The organism is Massilia sp. Root335 (genome assembly GCF_001425685.1).
In the GTDB taxonomy this organism is placed as follows: Bacteria; Pseudomonadota; Gammaproteobacteria; order Burkholderiales; family Burkholderiaceae_D; genus Telluria; species Telluria luteola.
On record NZ_LMCY01000003.1, the window covers coordinates 358,303 to 378,555 of the forward strand.

The window sequence follows — 20,253 nt, forward strand, 5'->3', positions numbered from 1 at the left end:
TGCGAGATTCCTTCACGATCATCGCTACCTACCGACGCTTGTCCGCCGAGATATCGAGCAGGGGCCGCAATTTCTCGGCGATGACTTCGCGCGCCCGAAAAATCCGGCTCCGCACCGTACCGATTGGACACGCCATCACTTCGGAGATTTCCTCGTAGCTTAAACCTTCTATTTCGCGCAGGACAATCGCTGTCCGTAATTCCAGCGGCAGGGCTTCCATGGCCGCATTCACGGTATAGGCGATCTGCTTGCTGGCCAACACCGATTCCGGTGTATTAATGTCTCGCAAGCTATCCGCGTCGTCAAATCCTTCCGCACGTTCGGCATCGGTTTCCGTCGAGGTCGGCGCCCGCCTGCCTTGCGTAACAAGAAAATTCTTTGCCGTATTGATTCCTATCCTGTACAACCACGTATAAAACGCGGAATCGCCGCGGAAATGGCGTAGTGCACGGAACGCCTTGATGAAGGTTTCCTGCACGACGTCTTCCGCCTCGGCCGGATCGTGCACGAGACGCGACACGAGCCGCATCAGGCGCCGCTGGTATTTCGCCACCAGCAGGTCGAACGCCCGGCGATCGCCCGCCTGGACGCGCTCAACCAGCAGTTGATCACATTCGCGTTCGGTCGTCACTGCAATGCCCCGTTGGCTGCGGCGGCGTCCCTGTTATACGGAAACGTGGACACCCCGCCGAGCGTTGCCGACACGCGCGACGGGACGACGTTTCTTTTTTAAGAGTTGGTCCGCTGCAATAAGTTCGTCGATTCTTCGCATCCTTCGTCTGCATCTCCGCGCCGGCCGACCACTGCCAGCGCGACGGCCAGCGCGCGCCACGAAGCGGCGTCGACGCTGTCGCGCCACACGGCCAGTACCCGCGGCCCCGTGCCCGGCGCGGCATACCGCAACAACATCAGCATCGGCCAGATGACCGAGCCGGGCAGCAAGACCGCGTTGCCGTCCTGCGGGCCACCCACGTCCTGTTGTACCGTCACGCGTAAGTCGCCGGTTCCAGAAATATCAATCCGGTGCATCTTTGGACGGCGGGCCGCGGCGCCCAGCACGGCCGCGCCGGCGCCGGCCAGCGCGAACGCCACGACGGGCGTCAGCAGGAAACGTCCGGGCGCCAACAGCCCGACGGCCAGCGCCGATGCGCATTGCGCCACGCCGCAACCGCCCCACACGAAACGCTGGATGCGTGACGGCCTGACGAGCGCGGAAACCGCGATCGACATGGGAATACTCGTTGGGTTAACGTGGCCGCTCGGCCAGAAAAGACAAACGCCCATTCCTTGGACAGGAATGGGCGTCTGAAAGTTCGACTATCTTCGGAAATCGATTAAATTTTCGCGAAGACGAGCGTACCGTTGGTACCGCCGAAACCGAAGGAGTTTTTCACCGCATAATCGATCTTCATGTCACGCGCCGTGTTGGCGCAGAAGTCCAGGTCGCACTCCGGGTCCTGGTTGAAGATGTTGATCGTCGGCGGCGACACCTGGTTGTGGATCGCGAGCACGGTGAACACCGACTCCAGGCCGCCCGCGCCACCCAGCAGGTGACCCGTCATCGACTTGGTGGAGTTGACGACCAGCTTGCCGGCATGGTCGCCGAAGGTGCGCTTGATGCCCTTCACTTCCGCCACGTCGCCCACCGGGGTCGACGTGCCGTGCGCGTTCACGTAGTGCACCTGGTCCGGGTTGATGCCCGCGTACTGCATCGCGGCGACCATGCAGCGCGATGCGCCGCTGCCGTCCTCGAGGGGTGCCGTGATGTGGTTGGCGTCCGCGCTCATGCCGAAGCCGACGACTTCCGCATAGATCCTGGCGCCGCGCGCCTTCGCGTGTTCGTACTCTTCGAGCACCATGACGCCGGCGCCCTCGCCCAGCACGAAGCCGTCGCGGTCGCGGTCCCACGGACGCGATGCCGTCGCCGGATCGTCATTGCGCGACGACAGCGCGCGCGCCGCGGCGAAACCGCCGAGGCCCAGCGGCGACATGGTCGATTCGGCACCGCCGGCGATCATCACGTCGGCGTCGCCGTATTCGATCAGGCGCGCGGCCTGGCCGATGCAGTGCAGGCCGGTCGTGCAGGCGGTCACGATGGCCAGGTTCGGGCCGCGCAGGCCGAACTTGATCGACAGGTCGCCCGAGATCATGTTGATGATCGACGCGGGGACGAAGAACGGCGAAATACGGCGCGGACCGCGCGTGTCGTACTCGGCCTTGGTCTCCTCGATCATCGGCAGGCCGCCGATGCCGGAGCCCACGAGCACGCCGATGCGGTCGGCATTGTCCTCGGTGACGACGAGGCCCGAATCCTGTATCGCCTGGATGCCGGCGGCCATGCCGAAATGGATGAACGTATCCATATGGCGGCCTTCCTTGCCCGGCAAGTAGTCCTCGACGTTAAAGTTCTTCACTTCGCCCGCGAAGCGGGTCGAAAATGGCGCTGCGTCAAACTTGGTGATGTTGGCAATGCCCGATTTGCCCGCCAGTGCTGCCTCCCACGCCTCGGCAATGGTGTTGCCGATCGGAGAGATGCAACCCAGGCCGGTAACGACGACACGGCGGTTGCGTGAACTCAAGCGCTTCTCCTGAAATCCTGAAAGCTTAGGCCTTGACGTGTGCCTGTGCGTACTCGATAGCCTGACGAACGGTCGTGATCTTCTCGGCCTGCTCGTCCGGGATTTCCATTTCGAATTCGTCTTCCAGGGCCATCACCAGTTCCACGGTGTCCAGCGAGTCAGCGCCGAGGTCGTCAACGAACGAGGAATCGATTTTGATGTCTGCTTCGGCAACGCCCAGTTGCTCAGCGACGATTTTTTTAACGCGTTGTTCGATATCCGACATGTTATGGCTCCATTAGGTATGTGTTGCGGAAAGTGCGCGCATTTTATCAGGGTTTGCGCGTTGAAAAACTATTTTCGGCGTCTGACGCTAAATCGGCTGAAACTACCGCCAACTGCCGAGATTTCTTTGCAAAACGTGCCGGCTGCGCCATTCGACGCCCTGCCGGCACGTCGGGCCATCAGCCCATGTACATGCCGCCGTTGACGTGCAGCTCGGTACCCGTGATGTAGGCGGCCTGCGGACCGGCCAGGAAGGCGACCGCATGCGCGATGTCTTCCGGCTGGCCCAGGCGGCCCAGCGGGATCTGCGTCAGCAGCGCCTCGTGCTGGCCTTCGCCCAGCGCCTTCGTCATGTCGGTGTCGATGAAGCCCGGCGCCACGCAGTTGACGGTGATGTTGCGGCTGCCGATCTCGCGCGCCAGCGCGCGGGTCATGCCGGCCACGCCGGCCTTCGCGGCCGCGTAATTCATCTGCCCCGGATTGCCGGACGCGCCCACGACGGACGTGATGTTGATGATACGCCCCTGCTTCGCCTTCATCATCCCGCGCAGCACGGCGCGCGACAGGCGGCCGACGGCGGTCAGGTTGGTGGCGATCACGTTGTCCCACTCCTCGTCCTTCATGCGCATCGCCAGTTGATCCTGGGTGATGCCGGCATTGTTGACGAGGATGCCGATGGCGCCCACGTTCTTGCTGACGTCGTCGATGACGGCGGCGCATTGCGCGGCGTCGGTAACGTTCAGCACGACGCCCTTGCCGCCGAATTCGGCGAGGTAGGCGCTGATGGCTTCGGCGCCGGCGCCGGTGGTGGCGGTGCCGACCACTTTCGCGCCCTGGCGGGCCAGTTCGAGCGCGATGGCCTTGCCGATGCCGCGCGACGCGCCGGTGACGAGGGCGACTTGGTTTTGCAGATTCATTTGGTCCTCTTTTTTTCTAACGGGATTTTGCTGCGCTCAGCCTTTGACGGCGGCGAGCACGCGCTCCAGCGCAGCCTGGTCGACCAGGGCTTCGCCCACCAGCACCGGGTCGATCCGCTTGGCCATGCCGATCAGGGTCTTGCTCGGCGCGCATTCGATGACTTGCGTCACGCCGTCGGCCGCCATCTTCTGCATCGTCTCGACCCAACGCACGGGACCGGCAGCCTGGCGCACCAGCGCGTCCTTGATCGCGGCCGGATCGTTCAGGATAGCCACGTCGACGTTGTTGATCAAGTCAATCTGCGGTGCGGCAAACTTCAGGTTCGCCATGTAGTCGCGCAGGCGGTCCGACGCCGGTTTCAGCAGCGACGAGTGGAACGGCGCCGACACGGCCAGCTTCATGGCGCGCTTGGCGCCTTTCGCCTTGGCGATGTCGCAGGCGCGCTCGACGGCCGCGGTGTGGCCGGCGATCACGATCTGCGTCGGTTCGTTGAAGTTGACGGCTTCCACGACGTCGCCCTGGGCCGCTTCGGCGCACACGGCGCGCACGTCGTCGGCCGCGAGGCCGAGGATCACGGCCATGCCGCCCTGCCCGACCGGCACGGCATCCTGCATGGACTGGGCACGGAAGCGTACCAGCGGCACGGCGTCCCTGAAGTCGATCACGCCGGCGGCGACGAGGGCCGAGTATTCACCCAGGCTGTGGCCGGCCACGACGGCCGGCCTGGGGCCGCCCACGGCGATCCACGCGCGGTACACGGCGACGGCGGCCGTCAGCATCACGGGCTGCGTGTTGGTGGTCAGGTCCAGATCTTCCTTCGGGCCTTCGGCGATCAGCTTGCCGATGTCCTGGCCCAGCGCGTCCGACGCCTCGGCGACGGTCTGTGCGACGACCGGGTTGCCGGCGAAGCCGTTCAGCATGCCGACGGCCTGCGCGCCCTGGCCGGTGAAAAGAAATGCGAATTTGCTCATCAAGTTCTCCTTGATTGTTGTTCGTTGCCGGGCGCCGGCTCGGCCAGGCACCCGGTGGATTGTTCAGTCGAGCTTGACTGTAATCACATGCGCGCCAGCACGGCGCCCCATGTGAAGCCGCCGCCCACGCCTTCCATCATGACGTTCTGGCCGGGCTTGATACGGCCGTCGCGCACGGCGACGTCGAGCGCCAGCGGGATCGATGCGGCCGACGTGTTGCCGTGTTCGTTGACGGTGACGATCATCCTGTCGGTCGGCAGGCCCAGCTTTTTCGCCGTGCCCGTCATGATGCGCAGGTTGGCCTGGTGCGGGATCAGCCAGTCGATGCTGCTGGCCGGCATTTGCGCATGGACCAGCGCTTCGTTGGCGACCTTTTCCAGCACGGTGACGGCCAGCTTGAAGACGGCCGGGCCGTCCATGTACAGGAATTTCTGGTTGACGGCCAGGTTCGACGGGTTCGACGGGCCGCACAGGATGCCGCCATGGCTGCCGTCGGCATGCAGCTTGACGGCCAGCACGCCCGGTTCCTCGGACGCCGCCAGCACGATGGCGCCGGCGCCGTCGCCGAACAGCACGCAGGTGCTGCGGTCGTCGAAGTCGAGGATGCGCGAGAACACTTCCGTGCCGATCACCAGCACGTTCTTCGCGTTGCCGGCCTTGATGAAGGCGTCGGCCGTCGCCATGGCGTAGACGAAGCCGCTGCACACGGCGCCCATGTCGAACGCGGCGCTGTTGTTGCGCATGCCGAGCTTGTTCTGGACGATGCAGGCGGTGCTGGGGAAGCTGCCGAAAAAGTCCGGAGTCGACGTGGCGACGATGATCAGGTCGATCTGCTCGGCTTCGAGGCCGGCCGCTTCGAGCGCCTTGCGCGCCGCATTCACGGCGAGGTCCGACGCGTTTTCCTCGGGTGCCGCGTAGTGGCGGGCGGAGATGCCGCTGCGCGACACGATCCACTCGTCCGACGTCTCGATGCCCTTGACGGCCAGCTGGGCCGCCAGGTCGTCGTTCGTGACACGCTGCTCGGGCAGATAGCTGCCGGTGCCGATAATTTTGCTGTAAGTCATTACTAACCCTGCTGAATAGTTGAGCCTGGCGCTTCCGGGTCGGGAGCTTGCGGCAACATTTCGGCGATCAAGGTCGAGAGTTGCGCCTGCACATTATATTTCGCCGCGTCAAAAGCGCGTCGCAGTGCCCACTCGTAGGCGTAGGCGTTGGCGCCGCCATGACTCTTGAATACCAGGCCCTTGAGGCCCAGCAGACCGGCGCCGTTATAACTTTCGGGGTTCAGCTTCTTGAGCGACTTGCGTGCGAACAGGGCGCCTATCTTCGACATCGTCGTTTCGAGGAACACCGATTTGACGAAGCGGGACAGGCCTTCGATCGCCTTCAGGGTCACGTTGCCGACGAAACCGTCGCACACGACGACGTCCACGGTACCCTTGAAGATGTCGTTGCCTTCGACGTTGCCGTGGAAATTCAGCACGCCGCGTTCGTGGTCGGCCCGCAGCAGGGGCGCGGTGGCCTTGACCACTTCGTTGCCCTTGATTTCTTCCGTGCCCACATTGAGCAGGCCGATGCTCGGGCGGCGCTTTTCCATCGCCTCGAACAGCACGGCGCCCATGATGGCGAACTGGTGCAGGTGGTGGGGCTCGCAGTCGACGTTCGCGCCCAGGTCGAGCATGTACGTCGGACCGCCCTTCTGGTTCGGCAGGATCGAGCAGATGGCCGGCCGATCCACGTCGGCCATGGTTTTCAGCACATAGCGCGAGATGGCCATCAGCGCACCGGTATTGCCGGCGGAGACGCAGACGGCGGCGCTGCCGTCCTTGACGAGCTCGATCGCCACGCGCATCGACGAATCCTTCTTGCGGCGCAGGGCGACTTCGATCGGGTCGTCCATGGCGACCACTTCGGACGCATGGCGGACGGTCAGGCGCGGGTTGTCGCCCGCGTGATGTTTCTTGAGTTCAGCACGGATCTGCTCTTCCTGGCCAACGAGGATCAGTTCGGCATCGGATTCGCGCTTGAGGAATGCGAGGGCTGCCGGGATGGTCACGGTGGGGCCGTGGTCGCCGCCCATGCAGTCGATGGAAATTTTGATTGTCATTTGTCGGGATGGACCGCTGGCTCAAGGTCGGCCGACGGCGGCGTGTTCTCGGCGGGGTACACAACGGACCGAGTCAGCAGGATGGTAAATGACGGAGTTACCGCGAAAGAAAAAGCGGCGCCACGCATTCGACATACGTTGCACCGCTTTCATGGAACAAAACAGCAAGACGTCGATTACTCGTCGTTCTTGGTCTTGAGCACTTTACGGCCACGGTAGAAACCGTTCGGGCTGATGTGGTGACGCAGGTGCGTTTCGCCGGTGGTCGGCTCGACTGCCAGGTTCGGGGCGGTCAGGAAATCGTGCGAACGGTGCATGCCGCGCTTCGACGGGGACTTCTTATTCTGTTGAACTGCCATGATGACTCCTAAACATAAGTTCTAAAATTCTAACACATTCGACTTGCAAGTACATGCGCATCGAGTATCCCAGCGGCAATAACTTTGGGAACGCCATTGCCGACATGCTTAACGCTGCCTTACAACGATGACTCAATACTCGAGCTGCACGCGTTTGACACGTTTTGACGCTGCGAATGCTACCTGTACGTAGCACCCACCGCAATTCTTTTATTCAGATTTGAGGCTCTTCAATGCCGCGAACGGCGACACCTTCTCGGACTTGATCGAGTCCAGCAGCTTGGTATCGGGGCACACCTCGTGTTTCGGTGCCTGCGGCAAGGCCAGCAGGGCTTCATCTTCCAGCAGATCGCGGATGTCGCAGGTATGGCTGCCGACGATCACGTCGATACTCTCGTCGTCGAGGATTTCCTCGATCTCGTCCGCTTCCGCGTCGTCCTTGCCCAGCACCAGCACGGTCGACGAATCGAGCGGGTAGCCGAACGGGGTCAGGCAACGCTGGCAGACCAGCTGCACGGTACCGGAGACGGACAGCGTCAACATCGGATACCCCTGCCGGGTCTGGCCGCCCTGGATGGACCAGGCGATCTCACCGGACCGGTCGGCGCATTCGGTCGCCAGGCGGGTCATTTCCGCCACCGGCGTGACGCCTTCACGATAGCCGTTGTTCCGACAAAATTCAAAAGCGTCGATGACAAAAGCGCTCATTTGGAAAAACATCCCCGGAAAACCTGCGATAATAACAGGCTTCGCCCCGCGCAGTCAAAGACTCCGTCGCAAAAGCGCTATCTTCCTGTTTTATTTACGAAAATCGATGCCAAGTTCCACCCTCCCGCGTCTCATCCTGGCCTCCGGTTCCGCCTACCGGCGCGAGCTGCTGGGTCGCCTGCACCTGCCGTTCGACGCCGTCTCGCCCGACATCGACGAGACCCCGCGTCCCGGCGAAGCCCCGGAAACGACGGCGCTGCGGCTGGCGCGCGAGAAGGCGGCGGCCGTCGCCAGCACCCATCCGGGCGCCCTCGTGATCGGCTCGGACCAGGTCGCGACGCTGGACGGCGTCCAGATCGGCAAGCCCGGCGACCACGCCCGCGCCCTCGCCCAGCTACAAATGATGCGCGGCCGCCGCGTCGTGTTCCACACGGCCTTGTGCCTGTGGGACGGCCGCCTGGCCTTCGACGCCGCGGCGCAGGCCTCGCAACTGGATAATGTGCAGGTGTTCGTCACGTTCCGCGACCTGCCGGATGCCGAGCTCGACGCCTACCTGCGCATCGAGCAGCCGTACGACTGCGCCGGCAGCGCCAAGAACGAGGGGCTCGGCATCGCCCTGCTCGAACGCATCGACAGCAGCGACCCGACCGCCCTCACGGGCCTCCCGCTGATCGCCCTGACGGGCATGCTGCGCCGTGCCGGCATGCCGTTCTTTACTACCCAACAATAAACAATATGCCCGGTACGCTCTACCTGATTCCAAACACCCTTGGCCCGACCGAAGCGGCGCCGCACGCGCTGTCCCACATCCTGCCCGAACACGTGCAGGACATCGCCAGCAAGCTCGATTATTTCGTGGCCGAGAACGCCAAGACGGCGCGCGCGTTCCTGAAACTGGTCGCCATCGACCATCCGCTCGCGCGCCCATTGCAGGACATCCAGATCGCCGAGCTGAACGTGAACACGCCCGCGCAGGCGCTGGCCGCGCTGCTGGCGCCGCTGCTCGAAGGACGTGACGCCGGCCTCGTGTCGGAAGCGGGCGTACCGGCCGTCGCCGACCCGGGCGCCGACCTCGTCCGGCTGGCGCACCAGCACGGCGTCAACGTGCGCCCGCTCGTGGGCCCCTCGTCGCTGCTGCTGGCCGTCATGGCGAGCGGCCTGAACGGTCAAAGCTTCGCGTTCAACGGCTATCTCCCGACGGATGCCGCCCAGCGCACGAAGCGCATCCAGCAGCTGGAACAGCGCTCGCGCAGCGACAAACAGACGCAATTGCTGATCGAGACGCCCTACCGCAACGGCGCGATGCTGGAAGCGCTCGTTGCCGGCTGCCAGCCGGGTACGCTCGTGTGCGTGGCGACCGACCTGTCGCTGGCGACGGAAACCGTGCGCACGCAGACGGCCGCCAAGTGGAAGGCCCAGTTGGCCGCCGGCAACGCGCCGGATTTCCACAAGAAGCCGACCGTCTTCCTGTTCCTGGCCCAATAAGAATCAGTGCACCTCGGCGCCGAGTTCGCGCACCCAGCCGAACGCGGCCAGTTCGATCTCGCGCACCTGCTTCACGGACAGCCCCAGCCGGCCCAGCGCCGCCCCCAGCTCACGGCCCGGCTCCGCGTGCTCCAGCGATTCCGCCACGCTCAGCATGGCCGCGTAGTCGCCGTCGCGCTCGAGCAGGGCCGCGCGGACGTCGCGCGAAATGTCGACCTTGTCGAGGATCTCGCGCATCGGCACGCCGAACAGCGCATCCATCAGCGACATGATGCCGACCGTGAACGCCGTGTTGGCGCCGGCGACGTCGCCCGGACGCAGCGTCAATGTCATCAGCTCGAGCAGGCGGCCGCGCGTCGTGGCCATCTGCAGCAGCGGCGAATTCAGTTCCACTTGCCCTTCCGGGCCGCTGTACAGCAGGATCTGCACCCAGCGCTGCAGCTGGCTGCGGCCAAGCTGGACGAGGGCCTGCGAGATCGATTCCACGCGCGGCGCGCCCGCGCCCGTCAGGTGGCCGTTGACGAGGCGCAGCAGGTTCAGGCTGAGCAGCGCATCGCGCTTGACGGCGGCTTCGATGGCCTCGTTGTCGGCATCCGAGTGGATCAGGTCCGTCAGGCGCAGCAGCACGAGCTCCGACGGCGAGATCTTCTTGCCGGACAGGATGGCCGGCCGGGCAAAGTAATAGCCCTGGAAATATTCGAAGCCGAGTTCCAGGCACAGCTGGAATTCCTCGACCGTTTCGACCTTTTCCGCCAGCAGCTTCTGGTGCGGCCCGCGCAATGCGTGCACGAGCCCGGCAAGCTCGTCGCGGCCGACGCCCTGCAAGTCGATCTTGATGACGTCGACGAGGTTCCTGAGCTTGCTTACCTGCTCGGAATGGCCTATAACATCGTCGAGAGCGAACTTGAAACCGAGCTCTTTCAACTCTCTAATGCGCGCCAGCAATTGCGTCGTGGGACGGACGGTTTCCAGGATTTCCAGGATGACCTGATCGGGAGGCAGGAAGCGGACGAAATCGCTCATCAACACGACCTCGTCGACATTGACGAAGGCGATCTGCTCGCCCACCACCTGCTTCATGCCCAGCTGCGACGCATGGGAAATCACGGCGGCGGTGGCGGCGGCATAATCGGTCAGCTGCGCGTCCTCATGCTCCGGGGCGGCGCGGAACAGCAACTCGAACGCCACCAGTTTCTGGTCGCGTCCGAGGATGGGCTGGCGCGCCAAAAAGAATTCGTCGGACGGCGTGGACGTGGCTGCCGTTGCTACCGCATGCATGTAAAAACTCCTGAAACGCACGGCGCGCACCATGCGCCCCGGGCCCGGTCTGGCCGGTATATCGGTCCGACTATACTACAGACGGGAAGTCTTTACATTTCGACATCGTATCAAATCGTTTCAGACCAGAGGTTCCAGCCCGAAACGATCCATGCAAAGGGGGTCAGGAACGGCCCGATCCGCCGCGTTTGGATGGCCCGCGCGGCGCGGCGGCCGTCTCCGTACGCGGGCCGCGCGCCTGGGTCCGGCTGCCCGTGCCGGCGCCACGCGGCGCGGCGGCAGCGCGTTCGCCGCGCGCCGTTTCCTCGTTGCGCGGACCACGCTGGCCCGCCGCCTGAGCGCGCGGAGCGCGTCCCGCGGTGCCGCCCTGCTCGCCTTCGCCTTCCGCGCGCGGGCGCGCGCCGTCGCCGAACGCCTGGCCCGGCAGGCGCAGGCTGCCGCCGCCGGACAGTGGACTCGCGCGGCGCGCATTGCCCACCGGCTGGCGCGGCGCGCCGGCGATGCCGCCGCGTGCCGCCACGGCGCCCGTGACCGGCGTGCCCTTCTCGATGCGGAACGTCGCGCCGGCATCCTGGCCCAGCACCTGCACAAGGTAGGGCATCGTCTCGCGCAAGGTCGCTTCCAGCGTGTACGGCGGGTTCAGGATGAACATGCCGCTGCTGTGCAGCCCGTTGCCGTCGGCACGCGGGCCGGCCACGCTCAAGGTCACGTGCAGCCATTCCTTGGCCGGCAGGCGCTTCAGGCGGTCGGGGAACTGGCGCGATTCCATGCGCTGCAGCGCCGGATACCAGACGGCGTACGTGCCCGCCGGGAAGCGCTTGATCGCCTCCTCGAGCGCGTCGCGCACGTGCTTGTAGTCGAGCTTGACTTCGTACGGCGGATCGACGAGCACCAGTGCCCGGCGCGACGGCGGCGGCAGCAGCGCCTTGAGGCCGTGGAAGCCGTCCGCGTGGTCGACGAGGATGCGGCGTCCGCGTGCCCGCGCGCCCTGCTCCGCATGGTGCGCTTCGAGCTTGCGGACGTTCTCCGCCAGCACCCGGATGTCGGCCGGATGCAGCTCGAACAGGCGCAGGCGATCCTCCAGCCGCGTCTCGGCATCCGCGACCCACGGCGAGCCGGGATACCAGCGCAGCTTGCCGCTCGGGTTCAGCTTGCGCACGACGTCCACGTACTCGGCCAGCGCCGGCGGCAAGTCGTCGCGGCCCCACAGGCGCGCGATGCCGTCGACGTATTCGCCGCTCTTGACCGCCTGCGCACTGTCGAGCGCGTACACGCCGGCACCGGCATGGGTGTCGATATACGTGTAGGCCGTGTCTTTCTGGTTCATGTATTTGTGCAACTGAACCTGAATAAAATGCTTCAGGACATCGGCGTGGTTACCCGCGTGGAAGGCGTGGCGGTAGCTGAACATAGAGGATTCCAATCTGATTGATGCGGTGCCCGCGGTGCGATCGCGAATGCGGGCCAACCGTCATTATCCACCAGATAGGGCCGCCGCCCAACAGCGCCCCGGCGCAGAACCACATTCGGCTCAGCAATTGCCCAAAAAAGGGCTCTGACCCCGAATTGACGAGTAAAAAAAGCCGCAGCGGCTTGTGGCCACTGCGGCTGACCATCGCGAGGATGGGTGGAGGAAAACGTTGATTGGCGGGCGTCAGGCGACTTTCTTTTCGTCGAAGAACTGTTCGTCCTCCGTCGAGCCGTGCAGCGCCGTCGTCGAGCTCTGGTGTTGCTGGATGGTCTGGGTGACGGCGTCGAAATAGCCGGTGCCCACTTCGCGCTGGTGCTTGACGGCGGTGAAACCCTTGTCGGCGGCGGAGAATTCCGCTTCCTGCAGCTCGACGAAGGCCGACATGCCACGGCGCGCATAGCCGTGCGCCAGGTTGAACATGCTGTAGTTCAGCGCATGGAAGCCGGCCAGCGTGATGAACTGGAATTTGTAGCCCATGGCGCCCAGTTCTTTCTGGAACTTGGCGATCGTGGCGTCGTCCAGGTTCTTCTTCCAGTTGAACGACGGCGAGCAGTTATAAGCGAGCATCTTGCCCGGGAATTTCGCATGGATGGCGTCGGCGAAGCGCTTGGCGAATTCCAGGTCCGGCTTGCCCGTCTCGCACCACACGAGGTCGGCAAACGGCGCATAGGCCAGGCCGCGCGCGATCGCCTGGTCGACGCCCGGCTTGACGCGGAAAAAGCCCTCGACCGTGCGCTCGCCCGTGCAGAACGGCTGGTCGTTGGCGTCGACGTCGGCCGTCAGCAGATCGGCCGCTTCGGCATCCGTACGGGCGACGAGGATCGTCGGCGTACCCATCACGTCGGCCGCGAGGCGGGCCGCCGTCAGCTTCTCGACGGCTTCGCGCGTCGGCACGAGCACCTTGCCGCCCATGTGGCCGCATTTCTTGACGGCGGCCAGCTGGTCTTCGAAGTGCACGCCGGCCGCGCCCGCTTCGATCATGGCCTTCATCAGCTCGAACGCGTTCAGCACGCCGCCGAAGCCGGCCTCCGCGTCGGCCACGATCGGCGCGAAATAATCGACGTCATCCTTGCCTTCCGACCATTGGATCTGGTCGGCGCGCTGGAACGTGTTGTTGATCCGCTTAACGACCATCGGCACCGAGTTGGCCGGATACAGCGACTGGTCCGGATACATCTCGCCGGCCAGGTTGGCGTCGCCGGCGACTTGCCAGCCCGACAGGTAGATGGCTTTCAGGCCGGCCTTGACCTGCTGCATGGCCTGGTTGCCCGTCAGCGCGCCGAGGGCGTTCACATACGGTTCGTTGTTGACCAGGTCCCACAGCTTCTCGGCGCCGCGCCGCGCGAGCGTATGTTCGATCTGGACGGAGCCCCGCAGCCGTACGACGTCTTCCGCGGTGTAATTGCGGACGACACCTTTCCAGCGGGGGTTGGACTCCCAATCCTGTTGCAGGGCGGCGATTTGCTGTTCACGAGTTGCCATGGCGTTCTCCTGATTGAATAGCTGGGTTGGACAGTGATTCCGTTAAAAATATGATAGCGCCGGTTGTGCGCAGCACCAATACTCTTATATAAGACATAGGACAGTTTTTATCTCCTTGAAAATCATATGCTTATAATCTTGTTTTCATGATACGAAAACATATTTCTCAGAATGGAAACCGTCGGGTGCGGCGCTCTTGTGCGCTTTTCACATCTGCGAACAGATTTTCATGATGTGGAATGTCGAGTGATATTTCCGCGAGGCACGTCGCCTATGCTGCCGCAAATGCCGCGGTTTTCCTTGACGGGGCAGTGCGCAATGCCGAAGAGAATCATTAATGACGACATGCATCAAACGACCCAGGCATTTGCCCGGCTCAGCCGTTGTTACCGGTGATGCGTTAGTCGGCTAACAGAGCCATATCGCACCACCTCCTACCCTTGCGGCACGGATCTCATCCGTATGTACCCGGCGGTCTCGCAGGACGCGAGCCGTCGGGTCCTTGTTGGTTCGCGAGAAGGAGAACACATGAAATCGCTTATCCGCAGTACCCTGCTGGGCGCGCTGCTGGGCGCCGGCACGCTCGTGTCGGCCCAGGCCGGCACGCTGGCATACCAGGGCGTCGACTTCACGTCGTCCTGGTCCGGCAACGTGCTGACCCTGGCCATCGACGCGTCGAACCCGACCGGCAGCTGGGCCGACGCCACCACCCTTGGGGCGCTGCAGCTGAAGGACCTCGGCAACTTCGACAGCGTGGCGCTCACGTCGGCGCCGCAGGGCGCGACGCACTGGACGCTGTCGAGCAATGAATTGAACGCGAACGGCTGCACCGGCGGCAGCCACGCCGGCACCGGGCTGTGCTTCTCGGGCGCGCACGTCGCGCTGACGGACGATATGGTGTTCCAGTTCACCTTTTCCGGCGGCAATCCCAACCCCATCGCGCCCCAGCTCAAAGTGAATATGTTCGGCACGGACGGCGACCGCAAGGTCGGCAGCCTCATGGGCGCGCAGCTCCCGGTCGCGGCCGTGCCCGAGCCGCAGACCTATGCGATGCTGCTCGGCGGCCTCGGCCTGATGGGCTTGATGGCGCGGCGCCGCAAGCGCTGACGCGCGGCGCGCACGAAAAAAAACGCCCTGCCGGCACTTGCCGACAGGGCGTTTTCGCTCCACGCAGCCGCGCGGGCTTACTTCGCCAGCTCGACGGCAGGTTCCTCGCCGAACACCAGCTGGCCGCCGCGCACGCCGACCCGGATCGTATCCTTGGGCCCGAAGCGGCCGGCCAGGATGTCCTTCGACAGCGGATTCTCGATCTGCTGCTGGATCGCGCGCTTGAGCGGCCGGGCGCCGTACACCGGGTCGAAGCCCGCTTCCGCGATCTTCTGCAAGGCCTCCTCGCTGATGTCGAGCGACATCTCCATCTTCCCGAGGCGCTGCTCGAGGCCCTGCAGCTGGATCTTCGCGATCGCGCCGATGTTCTTTTCGTCGAGCGCATGGAACACGACGATCTCGTCGATGCGGTTGATGAACTCGGGGCGGAAGTGTCCGCGCACCTCGGCCATCACGGCCATCTTGACGACGGCCGGCTCGTCGCTGTCCATCGACTGGATCTTGTGCGAACCCAGGTTCGACGTCATCACGATCACGGTGTTCTTGAAGTCCACCGTGCGGCCCTGGCCATCCGTCATGCGGCCGTCGTCGAGCACCTGCAGCAGCACGTTGAACACGTCCGGATGCGCCTTCTCGATCTCGTCCAGCAGGATCACGCTGTACGGCTTGCGGCGCACGGCTTCCGTCAGGTAGCCGCCTTCCTCGTAGCCGACATAGCCCGGCGGCGCGCCGATCAGGCGGGCCACGGAATGTTTCTCCATGAACTCGCTCATGTCGATGCGGATCAGGGCGTCCTCGGTATCGAACAGGAAGTTTGCCAGCGCCTTGCACAGCTCGGTCTTGCCGACGCCCGTCGGGCCCAGGAACATGAACGAGCCGTACGGCCGGTTCGGGTCCGCGAGCCCGGCGCGCGAACGGCGGATCGCATCGGACACGGCCTCGATCGCCTCGTCCTGGCCCACGACGCGCTCATGCAGCTTCTCCTCGATGTGCAGCAGCTTGTCGCGTTCGCCCTGCATCATGCGGGCGACGGGGATGCCGGTCGCGCGCGACACGACTTCCGCGATTTCCTCGGCCCCCACCTGCGTGCGCAGCAGGCGCGGCTTGCCGTTCGCGTCTTCCGGCTGCTCGCCGGCGGCCTCCGCGTCCTTCAGCTGCTTTTCCAGCTCGGGCAGGCGGCCATACTGCAGTTCCGACACCTTCTGCCAATTGCTCTGGCGCTTCGCTTCGTCCATCTGCAGGCGGATGCGCTCGATCTCTTCCTTGATGTGCGTCGTGCCCTGCACGGCCGCCTTCTCCGACTTGAGGATTTCCTCGTAGTCGGCATATTCGCGTTCCAGGCGGGCGATCTCGTCGTTGATCAGTTCGAGACGGCGCTGCGAGGCCTCGTCGGTTTCCTTCTTGACGGCTTCGCGCTCGATCTTCAACTGGATCAGCCGGCGGTCGAGCTTGTCCATGACTTCCGGCTTGGAGTCGATCTCGATCTTGATCTTCGACGCGGCCTCGTCGATCAGGTCGATGGCCTTGTCCGGCAGGAAGCGATCCGTGATGTACCGGTGCGACAGCTCGGCCGCGGCGATGATCGCCGGGTCCGTGATCTCGACCTTGTGGTGCAGCTCGTACTTTTCCTGCAGGCCACGCAGGATGGCGATCGTCGCCTCCACGCTCGGCTCGTCGACCAGGATCTTCTGGAAGCGGCGCTCCAGCGCGGCATCCTTCTCGACGTATTTGCGGTACTCGTCCAGCGTGGTCGCGCCGATGCAGTGCAGCTCGCCGCGCGCCAGCGCCGGTTTCAGCATATTGCCCGCGTCCATCGCGCCTTCGGCCTTGCCGGCGCCGACCATCGTGTGGATCTCGTCGATGAAGACGATCGTCATGCCTTCGTCGTGCGACAGTTCCTTGAGCACGGCTTTCAGGCGTTCCTCGAACTCGCCGCGGAACTTGGCGCCGGCCAGCAGCGCGGCCATGTCGAGCGACAGCACGCGCTTGCCCTTGAGCGAATCCGGCACCTCGCCGTTGACGATGCGCTGCGCGAGGCCTTCCACGATCGCGGTCTTGCCGACGCCCGGCTCGCCGATCAGCACCGGATTGTTCTTGGTGCGGCGCTGCAAGACCTGGATGGCGCGGCGGATCTCGTCGTCGCGGCCGATCACCGGGTCGAGCTTGCCATTGCGGGCACGTTCGGTGAGGTCGAGTGTATATTTCTTCAGGGCCTCGCGTTGCCCTTCCGCATCCTGCGAATTCACGGATTCGCCGCCGCGCACGGCGGAAATCGCGGACTCCAGCGCCTTGCGGGCAAGACCGTTCTCACGCGCGAGGCGGCCGGCATCGGACTTGTCTTCCGTAAAGGCCAGCAAGACCATCTCGCTCGACAGGAACTGATCGCCGCGCCGCTGCGATTCGCGATCGGCCAGGTTCAGCAGGGAGACGAGCTCGCGGCCGACCTGCACGTCGCCGCCCGTGCCGGACACTTTCGGCAGGCGGTCGAATGCCGAGCGCAGCGCCGTCTGCAGGCCGCCGACGTTGACGCCGGCCCGCTGCAGCAGCGAGCGCGCGCCGCCGTCGCTCTGGCTCAGCAGGGCGGACAGCAGGTGGACGGGTTCGATGTATTGGTTGTCGTTGCCGACCGCCAGGCTCTGCGCGTCGGAGAGCGCTTCCTGGAGCTTGGTCGTCAATTTATCTTGTCGCATATTCAGTACCCCTGTGTGTTCGGGTTGGATTTCGAATTGACACCCAGTTAGGGATGCCATAGCGACTTTTCAAGATGTGAACACGCGGCCACGGGTCGTTTAATGTTGCTGCGATAAAATGTTCGACATGCCCCCCTCCTTCTTATCCAGACATGTCGACGAACCGCTGCGCCTGCTGCCATACATGGCGAAGTGGCTGCTGCTCGCCCTCGCCGTCGGGCTGCTGTCCGGCTCCGCGTCCGCCTTCTTCCTGTTCGCGCTCGACTGGGCGACCGGCACGCGCATCGCCCACCGCTGGCTGATCGCCCTGCTGCCGCTGGCCGGGTTCGGCGTCGCCTGGCTGTACCTGCGCTTCGGCAGCGCCGTCGAGGCCGGCAACAACCTGCTGATCGACGCAATCCACGATCCCAGGAAAGTGATTCCGCTGCGCATGGCCCCACTCGTGCTGGGCGGCACCGTCGTCTCGCATCTGTTCGGCGCCTCCGTGGGGCGCGAGGGCACGGCCGTGCAGATGGGCGGCGCGCTGGCGGACCAGCTCACGCATGTGTTCAGGCTGAAACACGAGGACCGGCGCATCGTCCTGATGGCCGGCATCAGCGCCGGCTTCGCCTCCGTGTTCGGCACGCCGCTGGCGGGCGCCATCTTCGGCCTGGAAGTGCTGGCCATCGGACGGCTGCGCTACGACGCCCTGCTCGCCTGCCTCGTGGCCGCCGTCGCCGGCGACCAGGTCTGCCTGCTGTGGAGCCAGCCGCTGGGCATCCACCACACGCACTATGCGATTGCCGCCGTGCCGGTGCTCGCGGCCTGGCCGCTGGCGGCCGTCGCCAGCGCGGGCGCCCTGTTCGGGCTTGCGGGCAAGCTGTTCGCGGATTGCACCCACGCACTGTCGAGCTGGATGAAGCGGCGCATATCGTATGGCCCGCTGCGTGCGCTGCTGGGCGGCATCGTCGTCGCGGCCTGTGCGTTGACGCTTGGCGCGGACCGCTACATCGGCCTCGGCATCCCGACCATCCAGGCCGCGTTCACGCAACCGCTGGCCCCCTGGGATTTCGCGGGCAAGATGGTCTTCACGGTCGCGTCGCTGGGCAGCGGCTTCAAGGGCGGCGAAGTGACGCCGCTGTTCTACATCGGCGCCACGCTCGGCAATGCGCTGGCGCCGCTGCTGCACCTGCCGATCGCGCTGCTGGCCGGCGTCGGCTTCGTGGCCGTGTTCGCCGGCGCGGCCAACACGCCGATCGCGTCGACCCTGATGGCGATCGAGCTGTTCGGCGCGGACGTGGGCGTGTATGCGGCCGTCGGGTGCGTGCTGGCCTATCTGTTTTCCGGCCACACGGGCATTTACCGGGCCCAGCGCATCGGCCAGGCCAAGCATCGGTGGCGGGCGGCGCCGCCGCCGGCGGACACGCGCCTCGCCGACCTGGCCGCGCACCGTCAGCCGCCGGGCACGTCCTGACCGCGCATCACGCTCGACCCGGTCAGGCCTGCTGCGCCAGCGGGGCCTCGCCCGCCGCGGCGAGATCGCGCACGTTCTTCTGCACGGCGACGATGGCGAACAGGGTCAGCACGAACGACATCGCATAAAACCCTTTCTCGCTCGGCATCAGCGTGGCATTCCACAGGCCGACCGTCAGCAACCCCACGGCCGCGATCAACGAGACCCAGCACAGCCCGACGTACATACCCGTCACCGGCAGGCTCTCGGCGCGGTCGCGCAAGGTCTTTTGCAGCGACACGGCGGCAAAGCAGCCGTACAGCAGGATGGTCAGGTAATACCCTTTTTCGTTGAGCTGCATCTGTGCATTCCACAGACCGGCAAGATAAGCGAGGATGCCGACGATCATGGCGCACCAGGATGCGCCGACGAAGGCGGGGCTCGGACGCGCGGACGGATGCTGGTTCATGGCGTTCTCCTTTTAAATGAAAATAGGACTTTGCCAGATTGCAACGCCAGCACCTTGCGCGCAAGCGAACACGCACGAGGTATCAGGCAATGGCACGCCAGGTAGCATATCCCGCTATGCAGAACCCGATCGACCCCAGCAGGTGCAGTGCCGAATGCGTCAATGCCCAGCTGTAATGGCCCCGTTGCAGCAACACCATCGCTTCGCCGGAAAAGCTGGAAAACGTCGTCAGGCCGCCGAGGAAGCCCGTGATGACGAACAGGCGCCACGCCGGGGACAATGCGGGCAGCGTATCGAAGAATCCGAGCGCCAGCCCGATCAGGTAGCCGCCGACGAGGTTGGCGACGAGCGTCCCCAGCTGGATGTGGGCGTGCAGTTGCCCGAGCAGGATGGTGAGGCCCCAGCGCAGCCAGGCGCCGAGGGCCGCCCCGACGGCGACCGCGATCCAGCTCAGCGGCTGGCCCACTTGGCCCGGGCCGTATCGTCCGTCACGCGCGCATCGACCCAGCGCGCGCCGTTCGGCGTCTGCTCCTTCTTCCAGAACGGCGCGTCCGTCTTGAGGTAATCCATGATGAATTCGCAGGCCGCGAACGCTTCGCCACGGTGCGCGGCCGTGCAGGCGACGAGGACGATCTGGTCCAGCGGCCGCATCGGACCGATGCGGTGGACGACGACGACGCCGTACAGCGGCCAGCGGCCGCGCGCCTGCTCGACGATGTCGTGCAGGGCCCGCTCCGTCATGCCCGGATAATGCTCCAGCTCGAGCTCGGCCACGCTGTCGCCGTCGTTCATGTCGCGCACCGTGCCGACGAAGCTGACGACGGCTCCCACGCGCGCGTCGCCGGCGCGCAGGCGCGCGAGCTCGGTACTCACGTCGAAGTCGGCGCTCTCGACGCGGATCTCGGTAGTGTCCCGCAGTTGCCCGCTCATTTG

General features: G+C 64.8%; 21 protein-coding genes. 4 read left to right on the forward strand and 17 right to left on the reverse strand.

What is annotated here, in order from left to right:
* Window positions 1-28 precede the first annotated feature (28 nt).
* From rpoE to ASC93_RS02015, 10 genes are all read right to left on the reverse strand, one after another.
* Entirely contained in the window at window positions 29-631 is a 603-nt protein-coding gene (gene rpoE, locus ASC93_RS01970; RefSeq protein ID WP_056436132.1) for an RNA polymerase sigma factor RpoE, read from the reverse strand.
* Between the two features lie 98 nt (window positions 632-729).
* Window positions 730-1,230: a hypothetical protein gene (locus ASC93_RS01975; protein ID WP_056436135.1), complete on the reverse strand. Its 501-nt coding sequence runs from the start codon at window positions 1,228-1,230 to the stop codon at window positions 730-732.
* A 104-nt stretch (window positions 1,231-1,334) separates the two neighbouring features.
* Window positions 1,335-2,579, reverse strand: a complete 1,245-nt coding sequence (gene fabF / locus ASC93_RS01980) for a beta-ketoacyl-ACP synthase II (RefSeq protein ID WP_056436137.1) — start codon at window positions 2,577-2,579, stop codon at window positions 1,335-1,337.
* Between the two features lie 25 nt (window positions 2,580-2,604).
* The gene (gene acpP, locus ASC93_RS01985; protein ID WP_036168404.1) at window positions 2,605-2,844 is read right to left on the reverse strand and encodes an acyl carrier protein; all 240 of its coding nucleotides are present in this window, start codon (window positions 2,842-2,844) and stop codon (window positions 2,605-2,607) included.
* Between the two features lie 178 nt (window positions 2,845-3,022).
* Entirely contained in the window at window positions 3,023-3,760 is a 738-nt protein-coding gene (fabG, locus tag ASC93_RS01990) for a 3-oxoacyl-ACP reductase FabG (RefSeq protein ID WP_056436140.1), read from the reverse strand.
* A 36-nt stretch (window positions 3,761-3,796) separates the two neighbouring features.
* Entirely contained in the window at window positions 3,797-4,732 is a 936-nt protein-coding gene (fabD, locus tag ASC93_RS01995) for an ACP S-malonyltransferase (protein ID WP_056436143.1), read from the reverse strand.
* 83 nt (window positions 4,733-4,815) lie between these two features.
* Complete coding sequence (locus ASC93_RS02000) at window positions 4,816-5,796, reverse strand: beta-ketoacyl-ACP synthase III (protein ID WP_056436146.1); 981 nt, start codon at window positions 5,794-5,796, stop codon at window positions 4,816-4,818.
* Between the two features lie 2 nt (window positions 5,797-5,798).
* Entirely contained in the window at window positions 5,799-6,839 is a 1,041-nt protein-coding gene (plsX, locus tag ASC93_RS02005; RefSeq protein ID WP_056436149.1) for a phosphate acyltransferase PlsX, read from the reverse strand.
* 176 nt (window positions 6,840-7,015) lie between these two features.
* Entirely contained in the window at window positions 7,016-7,198 is a 183-nt protein-coding gene (gene rpmF / locus ASC93_RS02010) for a 50S ribosomal protein L32 (protein ID WP_005666806.1), read from the reverse strand.
* Window positions 7,199-7,408: 210 nt separating this feature from the next.
* A complete protein-coding gene (locus ASC93_RS02015) occupies window positions 7,409-7,906 on the reverse strand; it encodes a DUF177 domain-containing protein (RefSeq protein WP_082547735.1) in 498 nt (165 codons plus the stop codon).
* Window positions 7,907-8,012: 106 nt separating this feature from the next.
* Here ASC93_RS02015 and ASC93_RS02020 point away from each other — a divergent pair, with 106 nt between their 5' ends.
* Both ASC93_RS02020 and ASC93_RS02025 read left to right on the forward strand, forming a co-directional pair.
* The gene (locus ASC93_RS02020; protein WP_056436155.1) at window positions 8,013-8,636 is read left to right on the forward strand and encodes a Maf-like protein; all 624 of its coding nucleotides are present in this window, start codon (window positions 8,013-8,015) and stop codon (window positions 8,634-8,636) included.
* Window positions 8,637-8,641: 5 nt separating this feature from the next.
* Window positions 8,642-9,391 carry an SAM-dependent methyltransferase gene (locus ASC93_RS02025; protein WP_056436158.1) on the forward strand — a complete coding sequence of 250 codons (750 nt, stop codon included), beginning with the start codon at window positions 8,642-8,644 and terminating at the stop codon, window positions 9,389-9,391.
* A gap of 3 nt (window positions 9,392-9,394) precedes the next feature.
* On the opposite strand, the gene ASC93_RS02030 is transcribed toward ASC93_RS02025, so the two are convergent.
* The 3 genes from ASC93_RS02030 to aceA form a co-directional block, all read right to left on the reverse strand.
* On the reverse strand, window positions 9,395-10,669 hold the full coding sequence (locus ASC93_RS02030; protein WP_056436902.1) for an EAL and HDOD domain-containing protein: 1,275 nt from the start codon (window positions 10,667-10,669) through the stop codon (window positions 9,395-9,397).
* A gap of 163 nt (window positions 10,670-10,832) precedes the next feature.
* On the reverse strand, window positions 10,833-11,996 hold the full coding sequence (locus ASC93_RS02035; protein ID WP_229412570.1) for a 23S rRNA (adenine(2030)-N(6))-methyltransferase RlmJ: 1,164 nt from the start codon (window positions 11,994-11,996) through the stop codon (window positions 10,833-10,835).
* Window positions 11,997-12,323: 327 nt separating this feature from the next.
* Window positions 12,324-13,622, reverse strand: a complete 1,299-nt coding sequence (aceA, locus tag ASC93_RS02040) for an isocitrate lyase (RefSeq protein WP_056436161.1) — start codon at window positions 13,620-13,622, stop codon at window positions 12,324-12,326.
* 528 nt (window positions 13,623-14,150) lie between these two features.
* Here aceA and ASC93_RS02045 point away from each other — a divergent pair.
* Entirely contained in the window at window positions 14,151-14,729 is a 579-nt protein-coding gene (locus ASC93_RS02045) for an FxDxF family PEP-CTERM protein (RefSeq protein ID WP_056436164.1), read from the forward strand.
* Between the two features lie 77 nt (window positions 14,730-14,806).
* On the opposite strand, the gene clpB is transcribed toward ASC93_RS02045, so the two are convergent.
* On the reverse strand, window positions 14,807-17,419 hold the full coding sequence (gene clpB / locus ASC93_RS02050; RefSeq protein WP_056436166.1) for an ATP-dependent chaperone ClpB: 2,613 nt from the start codon (window positions 17,417-17,419) through the stop codon (window positions 14,807-14,809).
* Window positions 17,420-17,546: 127 nt separating this feature from the next.
* On the opposite strand from clpB, the gene ASC93_RS02055 reads away from it, so the two are divergent.
* Window positions 17,547-18,872, forward strand: a complete 1,326-nt coding sequence (locus ASC93_RS02055) for a voltage-gated chloride channel family protein (protein ID WP_056436905.1) — start codon at window positions 17,547-17,549, stop codon at window positions 18,870-18,872.
* Between the two features lie 22 nt (window positions 18,873-18,894).
* On the opposite strand, the gene yiaA is transcribed toward ASC93_RS02055, so the two are convergent.
* The 3 genes from yiaA to moaE form a co-directional block, all read right to left on the reverse strand.
* The gene (gene yiaA / locus ASC93_RS02060; RefSeq protein WP_056436168.1) at window positions 18,895-19,320 is read right to left on the reverse strand and encodes an inner membrane protein YiaA; all 426 of its coding nucleotides are present in this window, start codon (window positions 19,318-19,320) and stop codon (window positions 18,895-18,897) included.
* Between the two features lie 82 nt (window positions 19,321-19,402).
* Window positions 19,403-19,786 carry a fluoride efflux transporter CrcB gene (gene crcB / locus ASC93_RS02065; protein ID WP_229412571.1) on the reverse strand — a complete coding sequence of 128 codons (384 nt, stop codon included), beginning with the start codon at window positions 19,784-19,786 and terminating at the stop codon, window positions 19,403-19,405.
* Window positions 19,771-20,250, reverse strand: coding sequence for a molybdopterin synthase catalytic subunit MoaE (gene moaE / locus ASC93_RS02070; RefSeq protein ID WP_056436170.1), 480 nt, complete (start codon window positions 20,248-20,250; stop codon window positions 19,771-19,773). The genes crcB and moaE overlap by 16 nt, the downstream gene beginning before the upstream one ends.
* Between the last annotated feature and the right edge of the window lie 3 nt (window positions 20,251-20,253).